14 protein-coding genes are annotated in these 14,676 nt (G+C 67.8%); 6 read left to right on the forward strand and 8 right to left on the reverse strand.

Translation table 11 applies throughout. From position 1 onward, the window contains the following. Nucleotides 1-11: 11 nt before the first annotated feature. Nucleotides 12-584: a DUF4126 domain-containing protein gene (locus RHA1_RS27245; protein WP_011597743.1), complete on the reverse strand. Its 573-nt coding sequence runs from the start codon at nucleotides 582-584 to the stop codon at nucleotides 12-14. A 162-nt stretch (nucleotides 585-746) separates the two neighbouring features. Here RHA1_RS27245 and RHA1_RS27250 point away from each other — a divergent pair, with 162 nt between their 5' ends. Beyond that, the gene (locus tag RHA1_RS27250) at nucleotides 747-1,058 is read left to right on the forward strand and encodes a hypothetical protein (protein ID WP_011597744.1); all 312 of its coding nucleotides are present in this window, start codon (nucleotides 747-749) and stop codon (nucleotides 1,056-1,058) included. Nucleotides 1,059-1,065: 7 nt separating this feature from the next. On the opposite strand, the gene RHA1_RS27255 is transcribed toward RHA1_RS27250, so the two are convergent. Beyond that, complete coding sequence (locus tag RHA1_RS27255) at nucleotides 1,066-1,710, reverse strand: HxlR-like winged helix-turn-helix transcriptional regulator (protein ID WP_011597745.1); 645 nt, start codon at nucleotides 1,708-1,710, stop codon at nucleotides 1,066-1,068. A gap of 138 nt (nucleotides 1,711-1,848) precedes the next feature. On the opposite strand from RHA1_RS27255, the gene RHA1_RS27260 reads away from it, so the two are divergent. The 4 genes from RHA1_RS27260 to RHA1_RS27275 all read left to right on the forward strand — a co-directional run bounded on the left by RHA1_RS27260 (nucleotide 1,849) and on the right by RHA1_RS27275 (nucleotide 5,863). Next, entirely contained in the window at nucleotides 1,849-2,262 is a 414-nt protein-coding gene (locus RHA1_RS27260; protein WP_041812110.1) for a VOC family protein, read from the forward strand. After that, nucleotides 2,259-2,441 (forward strand): hypothetical protein, encoded by a 183-nt coding sequence (locus RHA1_RS27265; RefSeq protein ID WP_011597747.1) that lies wholly within the window; start codon nucleotides 2,259-2,261, stop codon nucleotides 2,439-2,441. Before RHA1_RS27260 ends, RHA1_RS27265 begins: the two co-directional genes overlap by 4 nt. Nucleotides 2,442-2,504: 63 nt before the next feature. Further along, on the forward strand, nucleotides 2,505-3,890 hold the full coding sequence (locus RHA1_RS27270) for an ATP-binding protein (RefSeq protein ID WP_009478852.1): 1,386 nt from the start codon (nucleotides 2,505-2,507) through the stop codon (nucleotides 3,888-3,890). After that, nucleotides 3,890-5,863 (forward strand): vWA domain-containing protein, encoded by a 1,974-nt coding sequence (locus RHA1_RS27275; protein WP_009478853.1) that lies wholly within the window; start codon nucleotides 3,890-3,892, stop codon nucleotides 5,861-5,863. The genes RHA1_RS27270 and RHA1_RS27275 overlap by 1 nt, the downstream gene beginning before the upstream one ends. Nucleotides 5,864-5,913: 50 nt before the next feature. Here the strand turns inward: RHA1_RS27275 and RHA1_RS27280 are convergent, their stop codons facing one another. Further along, nucleotides 5,914-6,936: an agmatine deiminase family protein gene (locus RHA1_RS27280; protein ID WP_011597749.1), complete on the reverse strand. Its 1,023-nt coding sequence runs from the start codon at nucleotides 6,934-6,936 to the stop codon at nucleotides 5,914-5,916. Next, the gene (locus tag RHA1_RS27285) at nucleotides 6,936-7,916 is read right to left on the reverse strand and encodes a nitrilase-related carbon-nitrogen hydrolase (protein ID WP_009478855.1); all 981 of its coding nucleotides are present in this window, start codon (nucleotides 7,914-7,916) and stop codon (nucleotides 6,936-6,938) included. Before RHA1_RS27285 ends, RHA1_RS27280 begins: the two co-directional genes overlap by 1 nt. Nucleotides 7,917-8,078: 162 nt before the next feature. Here RHA1_RS27285 and RHA1_RS27290 point away from each other — a divergent pair, with 162 nt between their 5' ends. Then, nucleotides 8,079-8,690, forward strand: coding sequence for a TetR/AcrR family transcriptional regulator (locus tag RHA1_RS27290; RefSeq protein WP_005238594.1), 612 nt, complete (start codon nucleotides 8,079-8,081; stop codon nucleotides 8,688-8,690). On the opposite strand, the gene RHA1_RS27295 is transcribed toward RHA1_RS27290, so the two are convergent. Genes RHA1_RS27295 through RHA1_RS27310 form a run of 4 tightly spaced genes read right to left on the reverse strand, consistent with a single transcriptional unit; the run spans nucleotide 8,650 to nucleotide 14,619 of the window. Then, nucleotides 8,650-10,230, reverse strand: a complete 1,581-nt coding sequence (locus RHA1_RS27295) for an APC family permease (protein WP_011597750.1) — start codon at nucleotides 10,228-10,230, stop codon at nucleotides 8,650-8,652. The genes RHA1_RS27290 and RHA1_RS27295 overlap by 41 nt on opposite strands. A gap of 55 nt (nucleotides 10,231-10,285) precedes the next feature. Continuing rightward, nucleotides 10,286-11,176 carry a universal stress protein gene (locus RHA1_RS27300; RefSeq protein WP_009478857.1) on the reverse strand — a complete coding sequence of 297 codons (891 nt, stop codon included), beginning with the start codon at nucleotides 11,174-11,176 and terminating at the stop codon, nucleotides 10,286-10,288. 34 nt (nucleotides 11,177-11,210) lie between these two features. Then, nucleotides 11,211-12,665: an NAD-dependent succinate-semialdehyde dehydrogenase gene (locus RHA1_RS27305; protein ID WP_011597751.1), complete on the reverse strand. Its 1,455-nt coding sequence runs from the start codon at nucleotides 12,663-12,665 to the stop codon at nucleotides 11,211-11,213. Next, the gene (locus RHA1_RS27310; protein ID WP_011597752.1) at nucleotides 12,658-14,619 is read right to left on the reverse strand and encodes a primary-amine oxidase; all 1,962 of its coding nucleotides are present in this window, start codon (nucleotides 14,617-14,619) and stop codon (nucleotides 12,658-12,660) included. The genes RHA1_RS27305 and RHA1_RS27310 overlap by 8 nt, the downstream gene beginning before the upstream one ends. Between the last annotated feature and the right edge of the window lie 57 nt (nucleotides 14,620-14,676).

The raw sequence follows: 14,676 nt of genomic DNA on the forward strand, positions 1-14,676 counted from the left end.
TGTCTACCAGTTCACGTCGCGCGCAGTCGCCGCACCCGTTGCACCCCCCGCCACGCGAACCACAGCAGGAACGCGAGTAGCGGGATGACGAGCAGCGGAAGCAGCAGGGCGATCAGGGATGTGACGAACGAGACGACGTCCTCGATCACCGACACCACGGGATTGGCCAGTCCGCCGGTGGAGGCCGTGCTCACGGCACGGGTGCCGGTCTGCGCGGTGCTGAACGCCAGAGCCGTGGGCGCGCCGATGACGATTCCGGCGATCGCGGCGGTCGACGGGTCCACGTCCGCGAAGGCCGCCCAGGTCGCGATGACACCCGCCACGGGGCCGGTGACGTTGCCGATCACGGACAGCACGTTGTCGACGAACGGGATGAGATCGGCGGTCAGTTCCACCACTGTCGCGATCGACAGCGCCACCAGCGCCCCGGTCGAACCGAGCCACCGCATCGACTCGTTCAGGGTCACCCCGAGCACCTCGAAGTGCACCGCGGCGCTGAGCATCAGCAACGGCAGGAACGTGCGCAGTCCCGACGCGGCGGCGAGGCCGAGACCGAGCAGTCCGGGCAGAACCCAGGTCTCCATGCACGGAGTGTAGGGGCCCGGCGACCACGGCAGGCGGGCATCGCGGCCGAGATCTCAGAGAAGCATCACAGAACTCACACAATCGGCGATTAGCGTCTGCATCACCAGTTGTTCCAACGGATTACGTCCGAGACAGCCCCGACTCCAGGAAGGTGCCGCACCATGAACGTCGTACAGCTGACCGCCGGTGATGTCGTCGCCGCCATGTTCTCCCTCGACTTCGTCGACGGCGGATTCCGCCGGGAGGCGCTCGAGCGGATTCACCGGGGAGCGATCGACGAGTGGGTGATGGCGCTCACCGGGTCGGGTCTGTTCTCGAACCGCGCGGTCGCGGACGTCGTCCGGGCATGGCGCGAGGATCCGCGAGTACTGCTCGATTCCCTTCTGGTGGAGGCTGATCCGGTGACGTTCGACCGCTACCGCTCCGCCTGGTACGAGTTGGACGTCGTGGCCTCGTACGGTGCCGCCGCGTAGGCGGACCTCAGGGAATGCTGAAGATGTCGGCGAACGTGGCGAGCAGCGCCGGGTCGCCGGTGACGGACACGCTGCCGAGGGCGATGGCGTCCTCCGGGGTGATCTCGCGCGCCATCAGTGCCTTCACCGCAGGCCCGGTCTCGATCACGAGGTCGGGCCGGTCGGCCGCGCCCTCCACGACCTCGAGTTCGCCTCGGTCGATGCGGGCCGACAGCACGATCGGCCCGAGTCGCAGTTCATAGGTGAGGCTGACGTCCCGCGCGACGTCGGGGTGGAACGTCGACCGCAGGGCCATCACCATCGAGTCGACGGTCACGGCATCGTCGGGGTCGGGTTCGCCGAGAGTGCGCGCACCCCACCGGCCCAGCGACTTCACGGCGTCCTCCAGAGCGTTGCCGTAGTCGGTGAGTTCGTAGACCACGGCGTTCGACGGCCGGGGCAGCGCGCGGCGCGCGATCACGTCGGCGTCCTCGAGTTCCTTCAGGCGGGCCGACAGGATGTTCGACGGGATGCCGGGCAAACCCTGCTTGAGATCCGTGTATCGCCGCGGTCCGACGAGGAGATCTCGGACGATGAGCAGTGCCCAGCGTTGTCCCACGATGTCCAGGGCGTGTGCGAGTCCGCAGTACTGCCCGTAAGCGTGCCGTGCCATGGTTTCAACTATAGACCGAAGTTGCCTATTGATATCATCAAGTTTCTTTTTACAACATTGGTACGTGATCTGCTCCACAAAGGTCGTATGGCTCGTCACTTGAAATCGGCTCCACCTCACCGACGGAAAGAGAATTCGATGTCGACCATGATCTTCGTGAACCTCCCCGTGAAGGACCTCGGCAAGTCGACGGCCTTCTACGAGGCGCTCGGCTATAAGAAGAACCCGCAGTTCTCGGACGAGAACGCGTCGTCGATCGTCGTCAGCGAGCACATCCACGTCATGCTGCTGACGGAGAAGTTCTTCTCCACCTTCACCAAGAAGGCCGTCGCCGACGCCACCACGACCACCGAATCCATCATCTGCATCTCCGCGGACAGTCGTGAGGCCGTCGACGCGCTGGCCGACAAGGCGCTCGCGTCGGGCGGATCCTTCTCCAACGACCCGATGGACCAGGGGTTCATGTACGGCCGCAGCTTCCAGGACCCGGACGGTCACCTCTGGGAGATCATGTGGATGGATGCCGCTGCGGCACAGGGGCAGGAATCGTGAGCACCGCGACCACACCCGTCACGCCGGAGTCGGGAACCGCGCGCACCAACTGGCGCGTCGAGAAGCCGTTGTTCAGCACGGTGCTGTTCGCGGTGTACGTCGGAACCGCGGTCTGGGCGGGTCTGTACCTGCGCGATCGCACGGTCCGCGAACTGCTCCCGCTGCGCCGCGAGGGCTGACCCGGGCGGGTCGGCGCGAGTTAACCGCGTGCCGATTCGCTCGAACCCTCGTAGCGTGGAGTGGTGACGTCATCGGAACACAGACCTTCCACCGTCGGCGAGCTCCGCGAGTCGGGCCACGTTCAACGCACCGTCAAGGAGGAGATCCGCGAGAATCTGCTCGCGGCCCTACGCGACGGTCGTGATCCGTGGCCCGGCATCGTCGGTTTCGAGGAGACGGTGGAACCACAGCTCGAACGGGCTCTCATCGCGGGTCACGACGTGGTGTTGCTCGGCGAACGTGGTCAGGGCAAGACCCGCCTCCTCCGCACCCTCAATCTGCTCCTCGACGAATGGACCCCGGTGATCGCCGGTTCCGAACTCGGGGAGCATCCCTATGAGCCCATCACCCCGGCGTCGATCCGCCGGGCGCAGGAACTGGGCGACACCCTCCCCGTCGCGTGGCGGCACCGCAGCGAGCGGTATTCGGAGAAACTCGCGACCCCCGACACGTCGGTGGCGGACCTCGTCGGCGACGTGGATCCGGTCAAGGTCGCGGAGGGCCGGAGTCTCGGCGACCCGGAAACCATTCACTTCGGGCTCGTTCCCCGCGCCCACCGGGGCATCGTCGCCATCAACGAACTGCCCGACCTCGCCGAACGCATCCAGGTGTCGCTGCTCAACGTCATGGAGGAACGCGACATCCAGGTCCGCGGGTACACCCTCCGGCTCCCGCTGGACGTCCTGATGGTGGCCAGCGCGAACCCGGAGGACTACACGAACCGCGGTCGCATCATCACCCCGTTGAAGGACCGGTTCGGTGCCGAGATCCGCACCCACTACCCGACCCGGCTCGACGACGAGGTCGCGGTCATCCTGCAGGAAGCGCATCTCACCGCGGAGGTGCCCGAGTACCTCCTCGAGATCCTGGCCCGATTCACCCGTCTGCTCCGAGAGTCGACGTCGGTCGATCAGCGGTCGGGTGTGTCCGCCCGCTTCGCTGTGGCAGGCGCCGAAACCGTCAGCGCCGCTGCGGTGCATCGCGGCGCCGTGCTCGGTGAGGCAGATCCGGTCGCGCGGCCTGTCGACCTCGAGACCGTCGTCGACGTGCTGCGGGGCAAGGTGGAATTCGAATCCGGTGAGGAGGGGCGCGAGATCGAGGTCCTGGAGCACCTGCTCCGGCGGGCGACGGCCGACACGGTCCGCACCCGGCTCGGCGGCATCGACCTGGCGGAACTCGTGGACGCGGTCGAGCAGGGCGACCCGGTGGTGACCGGTGAGCGGATCACGGCGAAGGCGCTGCTGAACGAGCTGCCCGAACTCGAGGTCCTCGACGAGCTGGCAGAGCGTCTCGGCGCGGAGTCCGACGGCGAGAGGGCCGCGGCCGCCGAGTTCGCCCTCGAAGGGCTGTACCTGGCGCGGCGGATCTCGAAGAACCCGGACATCAACGGGCAGACGGTGTATTCGTAATGACCCGCAAGGCGGAGCGCGGACCGCACAACGCGCGGTACGGGCCGTACGAGGGTGGTGATCCGCTGGCACCGCCGGTGGACCTGCGCGAGGCCCTGGCCGCGATCGGCGACGACGTGTTCGCGGGCACGTCGCCGCGGCAGGCGCTGCGCGAGATGCTCCGGCGCGGCAACCGGGACATGCGCGGCCTGGACGAGCTTGCGGCCGAGGCCAATCGGCGTCGCCGTGAGCTGCTGAAGCGGAACAACCTGAACGGCACACTCGAAGAGGTCCGGGAACTCCTCGACCGCGCGGTGCTCGAGGAACGCAAGACACTGGCCCGCGCGCTCGACGACGACGCCCGCTTCTCCGAGATGCGCCTCGAGGAACTGTCGCCGTCCACCGCGCAGGCCGTGCAGGAACTCGCCGACTACGACTGGCGCAGTTCGGAGGCCCGCGAGGACTACGAGAAGATCCGGGACCTCCTGGGCCGAGAGGTGCTGGACCAGCGGTTCGCCGGCATGAAACAGGCCCTCGAGGGTGCCACGGAAGAAGACCGCGAACGCATCCGCGAGATGCTCACCGATCTCAACGACCTGCTGGACAAGCACTCCCGCGGTGAGGACACGCAGGAACAGTTCGACGAGTTCATGGACAAGCACGGGGAATACTTCCCCGAGGACCCGCAGAACGTCGAGGAACTGCTCGACTCACTGGCGCAGCGGGCGGCGGCGGCGCAGCGCCTGCGGAACTCCCTGTCGCAGGAGCAGCGCGACGAACTTGATGCACTGGCGCAGCAGGCGTTCGGCGATCCGTCGCTGATCGGACAGCTGGACCGGCTGGACCAGCATCTGCAGGCCGCGCGCCCGGGTGAGGACTGGCAGGGCGCGCAGCGGTTCCGCGGCGACGACGGCATGGGCCTGGGCGAGGGCACCGGGGCGTTGCAGGACATCGCGGAACTCGAGTCGCTCGCCGAGCAACTGTCGCAGCAGTATGCGGGCGCACAACTCGACGACATCGATGCGGACTCTCTGGCGCGGCAACTCGGCGACGAGGCGGCGGCCGATGCGCAGACCCTCGCCGAACTCGAGAAGGCCCTGCGCGATCAGGGCTTCTTCGACCGCGGGGCGGACGGCCAGTGGCGCCTGTCGCCCAAGGCGATGCGGCAACTCGGTCAGACGGCTCTGCGGGACGTGGCGCAGCAGCTGTCTTCGCGTGGCGGGCAACGGGAGACGCGCCGCGCCGGGGCGATGGGGGAGCCGACCGGAGCGTCCCGAGAATGGGCGTTCGGCGACACCGAGCCGTGGGACGTCACGCGCACGATCACCAACGCCGTGCTGCGGGCGGCGTCCGATCCGGTCGAGCGCGGTCGCGTCCCCGTCCGGTTGTCCGTGTCGGACGTGGAGGTGATGGAGACCGAGCAGCGGTCGCAGGCGGCGGTCGCGCTGCTGGTCGACACGTCGTTCTCGATGGTGATGGAGGGCCGGTGGGTGCCGATGAAACGCACCGCCCTCGCCCTGAACCACTTGGTGAGCACCCGGTTCCGCAGCGACGAACTGCAGCTCATCTCGTTCGGCAGGCACGCGCAGGTGCTGACGCCGTCGGAGCTGGCCGGCCTGGACGGCGCGTGGGACCAGGGCACCAATCTGCATCACGCGCTGCTGCTGGCGGCCCGCCATCTGCGCCGGCACCCCAACGCCCAGCCGGTGGTCCTGATCGTCACCGACGGTGAGCCGACGGCCCACCTCGAGCCGGACGGCTTCGCGTACTTCGACTACCCGCCGAGCGCCCGGACCCTCGGTCTGACGGTCCGGGAACTCGACACCCTCGCCCGCCTCGGCGCTCACGTCACGTTCTTCCGGCTCGGTGAGGATCCCGGTCTCGCGCGGGTGGTGGACCGGATGGCCGAGCGGGTCGGCGGACGCGTCGTGGCGCCCGGGCTGGACGGTCTGGGCGCGGCCGTCGTCAGCGACTACATGCGTCGCCGCCGCTAGCCCGTGAGTACTTGTTAACCGCCCGCGGTTAAGAAGTACTCACAGGCGCGTCAGCGCACGGCGGGCTGATGCTGGGTGATGCAGTGAATTCCGCCGCCGCGCGCGAAGAGCGGGCGGGCGTCGACCGACACGACCGTGCGTCCGGGGTAGGCCGCCGACAGGATCGCGACCGCTTCCTCGTCCGCGGGATCGTCGAAGCTGCACGCGATGACGCCGCCGTTGACGACGAAATGGTTGATGTAGCTGTAGTCGACGAAACCCTCCTCGTCGCGCAGGACCGTCGGCGCGGGGACGGTGATGATCTCCCACGACTCACCGCGGGCGTCGGTGGTCTGCTTCAGCAGGTCGATGACGGCCTTGCTGACCTCGAAGTCGGGGTGTTCGGGGTTCCGCTGGTCGTGCACCAGGACGACGCCCGGTGACGGGATGGCGGCGACGATGTCGACATGTCCGCGCGTGCCGTACGTGTCCTGGTCCCGGGTCAGTCCGCGCGGTAGCCAGATGACCTTCGTGGCACCGATCGTCCGGGCGAGCTCGGCCTCGATGTCGGCTTTCGACAGTTCGGGGTTGCGGCCGGGGTCGAGTTGCACGGTCTCGGTCACCAGCACGGTGCCGAGGCCGTCGACCTGGATGCCGCCGCCCTCGTTGACGATGGGCGAGTCGACGAGTTCGGCCCCGGACCGCTCGACCACCAGTGCGCCGATCTTCGAGTCCTTGTCCCACTGGGCCCAGTCCTGGCCGCCCCAGCCGTTGAAGATCCAGTCGACGCCGCCGAGGCGCCCGTCCTCGGACAGCACGAATGTGGGTCCGATGTCGCGCATCCAGGCGTCGTTCAGCGGCGCCTCGACGATGTCGATGTCGGCGGACAGGTATTCCTTGGCTGCGGACACCTGTCCGGGGTCGACGACGACGGTGACGGGCTCGAACCGGGCGACGGCGTGCGCCACCTCGGCCCACGTGGTGCGTGCCTCGTGGTGTTCCTCGGGGGTGTCGCCCAGGGAGTAGCCCTCACTGGGGTAGGCCATCCAGGTGCGTTCGTGCAGTTCGCCTTCCGCGGGCATGCGCCAGGTCATCAGGCCCTCCCGAACGGGGAGGCGTGATCGACCGGCTCGGTGAGGACGCCGTACGTGTCGGGGCGCCGGGTGGCCAGGAACGGGAACAGGGCCAGCCAGTCTTCGCGCTGCTGCAGGTCGAGGTCGGCGACGAGGACTGCGGATTCGTCGCGGGGGGCCTGCGCGAGGATCCGGCCGTAGGGGTCGGAGATGAACGACGAGCCGTAGAACGTGATGAGGCCTTCGCTGCCGTGGCGGTTGGGCACCACCATGAAGGTGCCGTTCGCGATGCCGTTGCCGACGATCACCTGCTGCCACAGCGGCTGGGTGTCGAACTGCGGGTGGTCGGGCTCGGAGCCGATCGCGGTGGGGTACACCAGGATCTCGGCGCCGCCGAGCGAGTACGCGCGGGCGACCTCGGGGAACCACTCGTCCCAGCACGTCGGCAGTCCGAGCTTCACCCCGCCGAGTGCCTCGGCGGTGTGGACGGGGTACGGATCGGTTGCGGGACCGCCGCGGAAGTAGGTGTCCTCGTAGTAGCCGGCGGTGACGGGAATGTGCAGCTTGCGGGTGCGCGCGAGCAGTTCACCGGAGGGGGCGACGAGGATGGCCGTGTTGAACCCGAGACCGTCCTCGTACTGCACGCCGTCCTCGGAGTCGTTCCGCTCGTACAGCGACGCGTGGACGAGGACGCCGTGTTCCGCGGCGGCCTTGGCGGCGAACGTGAACGTGGGGCCGGTGAGGAGGTCCTCGGCGGTACGTCCCGGGTTGTCGCCACCCGGCGTCGACGCGGGGTAGCGGCTCAGTGTGAGTTCGGGGAGGAACACCACGCGCGCGCCGAGTTTCGCTGCCGCGGCGATGCCCTCGTCGAGTTCGGCCCGCAGGTCCTCGTCGTTGTCGTGCCAGCGGTGCTGGACGAGGCCGACGCGGAGCGGGGTGCGTCCCGTCTCGCGCGTCCTCGACAGGGACTCGGGAGGGGTGAGGGCGGTAATCGTCAACATTGTGTTTCCTCGGATGTTCGGTTCGGCGAGCGCCTAAAACGAATTGGATTCGTTAAGTATGGTGGGTGAATGCTCGGCGATCAAGGGGTGGGGCGTGACGATTTCGATTCCTTCGGTATCCACCCTGGTCGCCGGTGACACACACCGACCAGGAGGGCACCCATGCCACGGCCATCACAGCGACTGCTGTCGCCGGAGATCATCACCGAAGCTGCCATGCGCATGGTGGACCTCACCGGTGATTTCACGATGCCGGGTCTCGCCGAACGGCTGAAGGTGCGGCCCTCCTCGCTGTACAACCACGTGTCCGGGAGGGCGGAGATCATCGAATTGATGCGTGCCCGCATGATGGCGGGCATCGTGGTGGCGGACCCCGACGGCAAGTGGAGCGAGACGGTGGCCGGCCTGGCGCGCGAGTATCGGCGCAACTACGCCGAGCATCCTCGGCTGATTCCTCTGTTCACCGCGCACACAGTGCAGTCCGGTGTGGCTTTCGGGCTGTACAACGCGCTGGCGCAGGCATTCTCGGACGGTGGCTTCACGCCCGAGGAGATTCTGCACGCCATCACGACGGTCGACAGCTTCGTGCTGGGGTCGGCGCTGGACCTCGCCGCCCCCGAAGTGGTCTGGGCGACCGCTCCGGAGGCGAACGAGGCCATGCTGGCCGCCCTCGCCACGTCCGGGCCGAACCCCGGACGGGCGGATGCAGCATTCGAGTTCGGGCTGCGGACGCTTATCGCGGGCTTGGTGGCGCAGGCTCCGATCGAGCCGTGAGATCGCCCTCGTCCCGCAACGCGGACGTGTCGCGGTTGAGGGTCTCGCCCCGGAAGAAGGCGGGACTGCGGAAGCGCATGATCATCATCAGCACGGCGCCGAGCAGGAGGATGCCGAAGCCGAGGAAGAAGACGAGGCCGATGCCGCCGATGGACGCACCGCTGGCGTTCTCCGGGTCCATGCTCTCCTGGATCGAGATCACGAACACCGCGAGCAGCATGAGGCCGCCGAGCAGCGGGAACGCGAACCGGAAGACGATATTGCGGAAACTCGTGAACAGGCTGTCCCGGAAATACCAGACACACGCGAATGCCGTGATGCCGTAGTACCAGCAGATCATGATGCCCAGCGCGGCGATCGTGTCGAGCAGCGTGCGCTCGGACAGGAACGTGACGACGGTGTAGAAGACCGCGGTCACCACACCGGCGACGACTGTCGCGTAGGACGGCACCAGGAATCGCGGCGACACCTCGGCGAGCTTCTTGGGGAACGCGCCGTAGGCGCCCATCGCCAGCATCGTGCGTGCTGCAGGCAGGAACGTGGTCTGCAGGCTCGCGACCGAGGAGACGAATACCGCGAGGAACAGCAGCATGCCGCCCCAGTTGCCGAGAACCGGGTCGGCGAGGGCGCCGAAGACGTTCTCGGAGTTGTCCGGGTTGCCGAGACCGAGGCCGTCCTCGCCGACGCCGGCGTACATCATCGCCGCGACCGACACGAGCAGGTAGGTCAGCAGAATCGTCGCGACGCACAGCAGTCCGGCGCGACCGGGGGTCTTCTTCGGGTTCTTCGACTCCTCGCCCAGTGTCAGGCAGGTGTCCCAGCCCCAGAACGCGAAGATCGAACCCGTGAGGCCGATCACGAACGCGCCGAGGGCCAGTCCGGTGAACGGGTTGAACCAGCTCAGGTCGAACGAGAGCCCGGCGGGGGCGTCCCCGTTGCCGACGTGGACCAGTGCCACCACCGCGAACGCGATGAGCAGCACCATCTGGAAGCCGACGAGTGCGACCTGCAGGCGCTCGCTGGTGGTGATGCCGCGACTGGCGATCCACGTGGCGAGCGCGATGAAGAGCAGGGTGGTGCCCACATTCACGAATTTGTTGCCGGGCAGGTCGGCGATGCTCGGGGCGTCGAACAGTTTCGCAATGAACAGATAGAAGAACTGGACCGCGATCGCCGCGAGGTTCGAGAGCACGATGATCGTGGCGATCACCATGCCCCAGCCGCACATCCAGCCGACGTACGGACCGAACGCCTTCGTCGACCACGTGAACGACGCACCGCAGTCGGGGGATTCGGAGTTGAGCTCACGGTAGGCGTACGCCGTGAGGAACATGGGAATGAAGCCGGCGATGAAGATGGCGGGCATCTTCAACCCGACCGCCGCGACGATCAGTCCGATGCTGGCCGTCAGCGTGTAACCCGGTGCCACGGAGGAGATCCCGAGGATCGCCCCGGAGAAGGTCCCGACCGCGCCGGTGGCCAGCCCCTTGGCACTCACGGCGCCGTCGGCCGACGCCGGTGCGCCTTCGCTGTTCGTCATGTCTGAACCTCCGGTCGGGAACGAGCGTGGATCCGGGGCGGGTGTCGCGGACGTTTTACTCACTGTTGGGGAACTCCTGCTTGGGGACGACCACCATGGGCACCGGCAGGACGCGGAGCATCTTGGCCGCGGTGGATCCCAGGAACAGTCGATGAGGTTGGGCGAGCCGGCTGGAGCCGACCATGACGAGGTCGCCGTCCTGCCAGTCGAGTGTGCGGACCGCCGATTCCACGGAGGAGCCGTCGGCGATCGTGACGGACACGGGAAAGTCTTCGGGAAGAGCCGATTTCGCCACTTCGAGGGTGCTCTGCGCGTGGGCGACGGCCCGGTCGCGGATGTCGTCGGGGGTGTCCCGGTGATCGCGGAGGTCGTTCTGCGGGTCAAGTGCGACGAGGGAGACCAGGCGGAGTGGGGTCTTCATCCGCTCGCACGTCCGCACCGCGGTGCGCAACAGCACGTCGGCCCCGGTCCGGGTCCCGAGAGCGCAGGTGACCTCGCGGATCTTCTTTGCGGAGGAGTGCCGCGCCCCTCGGGGTGCGAGGGCCAGCGGAACGTGCGCCGAGTGCAGCAGTTCCGTCGACACGGAGCCGACGGAGTGCCGCCCCAGCAGTCCGTCGCCGGCGGCGCCGACGACGATCGCCTGCGCCCCCAGCCGGGACACCTCGTCGATGAGACCCTGCGCGAACGATTCGTGGAAGCTCAGGTGGACTTCCACGTCGATGTCGCTCGGCACCGACGACTTCGCCTCGTCCAGCCAGCGCTGGGCGCGGGAGGCGAGAATGTCGTCGTAGCCGGTTTCTGCCGGAACTCTCGCCGGGACCGTCCGGTCCGGCGGGAGCACCATGCAGATGTCGAGCTGTGCGCCGAGACTGCGGGCGAGCTGCGCCCCGAGGGCCAGACCGTCCTCCCCGCTGGGGGTGGCGAGATATCCAACGACCAAACGCATGGTGACGGTTCCGATCTGTCTCGGGGCGGGTGGTTTACGCGAAGCCGACGTACTTGGTCTCGAGGTACTCCTCGATGCCTTCGGTGCCGCCTTCGCTGCCGAGGCCGGACTGCTTGACTCCACCGAACGGCGCGGCGACGTCGGAGATCACTCCGCGGTTGACGCCGACCATGCCGCTCTCGAGCTTGTCGGCGACGCGGAACGCACGGTCGACGTTCTGCGTGTAGATGTACGCGGCGAGACCGTATTCGGTGTCGTTCGCGGCGGCGACGCCCTCGGCCTCGGTGTCGAAACCGGTGATCGCGGCGACGGGTCCGAAGATCTCCTCGCGGACGATGCGCGCGTTCGCGGGCACCTCGTCGAGGACGGTGGGCTGGAAGAAGTAACCGGGACCGTCGACGGACTTGCCGCCGGTGCGGACCCGGGCGCCCGCGGCGACGGCGTCGTCGACGAGGGACGCCACGTTGCGGCGCTGCTTCTCGTTGACGAGGGGGCCGACGTTGGTTCCTTCCTCGCTGCCCGGTCCGACGGTGAGCGCGGCGATCCGGTCGGTGAGCTTGGTGGTGAACTCCTCGCGCACCGAGTTGGCCACGATCAGTCGGTTGGCGGCGGTGCAGGCCTCGCCGCCGTTGCGCATCTTCGCGGCCATCGCGCCCTCGACCGCGGCGTCGATGTCGGCGTCGTCGAACACCACGAACGGGGCGTTGCCGCCGAGTTCCATCGACGTGCGCAGCACCTGCTGTGCGGACTGCTCGATGAGGATCTTGCCGACCCGGGTGGATCCGGTGAACGTCACCTTCCGCAGCCGCGGATCTGCGAGCAGCGGTTCGGTGACGGCGGCGGCGTTCGACGCGGGCAGCACCGACAGCACACCGGCGGGCAGGCCTGCCTCGGCGAAGATCTCGGCGAGCAGCAGCATGGTGAGCGGGGTGTCCTCGGCGGGCTTGACGATGATCGTGCAGCCTGCGGCGAGCGCGGGGCCGATCTTGCGGGTGCCCATCGCGAGGGGGAAGTTCCACGGCGTGACGGCCAGGGTGGGTCCGACCGGAACCTTGGTGACCATGATCCGTCCGCTGCCCGACGGGGACGTGGTGTAGCGGCCCTGGATGCGGACGGCTTCCTCGCTGAACCAGCGCAGGAACTCGGCGCCGTAGTTCACCTCGCCGCGGCTCTCCGGCAGTGCCTTGCCCATCTCCATCGTCATCAGCAGCGCGAGGTCGTCGGTGCGCTCGATGACCTTCTCCCACGCCGAACGCAGGATGATCGACCGCTGCCGCGGCGCGGTCGCCGCCCATTCCTCCTGGACCGCCGCGGCGGAGTCCAGTGCGCGCATCGCATCCTTGCCACCCGCATCCGCAACGTCGGCGATGAGAGTGCCCGTGGCCGGGTCGTAGACCGGGAACGTGCCGCCGTCGATCGGGTCGGTCTGGGCACCGTCGATCCACAGTCCGGTGGGCAGGGTGGCGCGGAGCCGTTCGAAATCAGTCATCGGAGTCCTCGTGGTGGGAATGGTGGTGATCGCACGCCTCCGGGGTGGGGGCGACGTCGAGGGCGGGGTTGCGGTCGAAGAATCCGACCGGCTTCAGCCAGAAGGACACGGTGTCCGCAGGCATGATCGGCCAGTCCTCCGGCCGGGGAATGTGGTGGATACCGAACGTGTACCAGAGCACCACGTCGGTGTTCTCGATCGGGCGGTTTGCCTCGGTCCAGGCGGGAAGTCCGTGATCGACCTTGCTCTGGTTCACGAATTCCCCGGCAGGCCAGCGTTCGTCAGGTGAATTGGGTGTCACCCAGACGGTGTGGCCGATCGCACCGGTGCGCTGGAAGATCGGCGACGCCGGGTCGAACATCGACGGTATCGCGCCGCCGGGAACGAGCTTGTAGGCGGGGGCGGTGCCGAGCCCGGTGGTCACGTTGTCGTTGACCACCTTCCACGCCCGCTGGCTCTGCCAGTCGAAGTCCTGGCGGCCTTCGTGTTCGGTGCGCAGCGGGGTGTTCTTCTGGCGCAGCGCGAGACCCAGAGGGTTGTCCGGGCCCATCGGCACCACCTCGGTCTCGGTCGCGTACACCGTGTTCTCGGTGCCATCGACGTCGAGATCGAGGCGGGCGACCAGGAAGTGCTGGTGGAACGGCGCGTACGTGCGGTTGTCGACGAGCGTCCCGCTGGGGTGCTCCCCGCCTTCGGGGAAATGGCTGACCACCATGATCCCGGTGGCGCGGACCTCGCACTCGATGTTGCCGTCCTGGTAGAACCGCCAGTAGACGAGATATTCGTAGTTCGCGACCGTCACGTGCGTCGACACCGTCAGCCGCCGCATACGGCGCACCTCGGCGCCCGCGTCGTGGTCGACGTGCTTCCAGAGGACGGCGTTGTCCTCCTCGTGGATACAGATCGCGTTCTCGATCGTGAACGGCACACCGTGGCTGTCGTGGAGGACGGCGTCGAGGTACCGGATCTCACCGAGGCAGTCGCAGCCCAGGGTCAGCGACGTGGTCATGAACCCGATGCCCCACTCGCCGATGTCGAAGGCGGTGCGGCGGTAGTGATCGGTGCTGGTGTCGCGATACGGCACCGCCATCTCCGCGAACGACATCCGGTTCGCGATCGAGCGCACCCGGCCGTTGTCGTTGTACGTCACCGCGTGCAGGGTCATGCCCTCGCGGTAGTTGAACCCCACCCGCAGCGACCAGTTCTGCCACTCGAGCTTGTTGCCCTCGAGCGTGAACGACGGTCCCTCCGGCTGGACGATGTCCAATGGTGTCAACGGCGGCCGGGTGCTCGCGTTGCGGATCCGTTCCGGGATGTGCCGGGGCACGTACTCGCCCATGACCTCGGGACGTTCGACGCTGAACGTGTCCTCGATCTCGAGCAGTTCCATCTTGTTGACATCGATCACGCAGTGGAAACCGTTGACCGGGCCCGCATACGGGTTGGCGCCCTCGGCTGCCCGCACCCAGGTGTCCGACCAGCCGAGCCGGCGTCCCTTGTACTTCTCCGGGGTCACCGCGTCGCCGTACGTCCACACGTCCATGAACACCAGGCTCATGTCCGTGATCCCGCGCTTCGCGAGTGCCGCGATCACGTCCGGGTGCCCGCGGAGGAAGGCGTCCGCCTCTTCCCATTCGTCCACCGTGAAATTCGCCTGGACGTCCGGGATGTGCTCCCAGGAGACCACGTTGTCTCCCGTGAGCGAGACGAGCGCTTTATAGGTGTCTCCGCTGCTGCGGTCGAAGCACACGACGACGGCCCGGCGGTCCGGGACGGTGCCCGACGTGTCGAACGCCGACACCTCGGCCTTGGCCGGCTCGGCCAGTTCGATCGACGCGAACCGCCAGCCGTCCCCGACCCCGTGTTCCCGGGCGAGGACGGCCGCGGCCTTCGCGAATTCGTCCGCCCCCAACGGGTCCAGAGGATGGAACGTGCCGGTGGTCGTCCGGGTCATGGTGTCTCCTCTGGTCGTGGGGTGGGCACTTCGTGCTCGTGCGCCTTTTCGGTAGCG

The organism is Rhodococcus jostii RHA1, assembly GCF_000014565.1.
Classification (GTDB): Bacteria; Actinomycetota; Actinomycetes; order Mycobacteriales; family Mycobacteriaceae; genus Rhodococcus_F; species Rhodococcus_F jostii_A.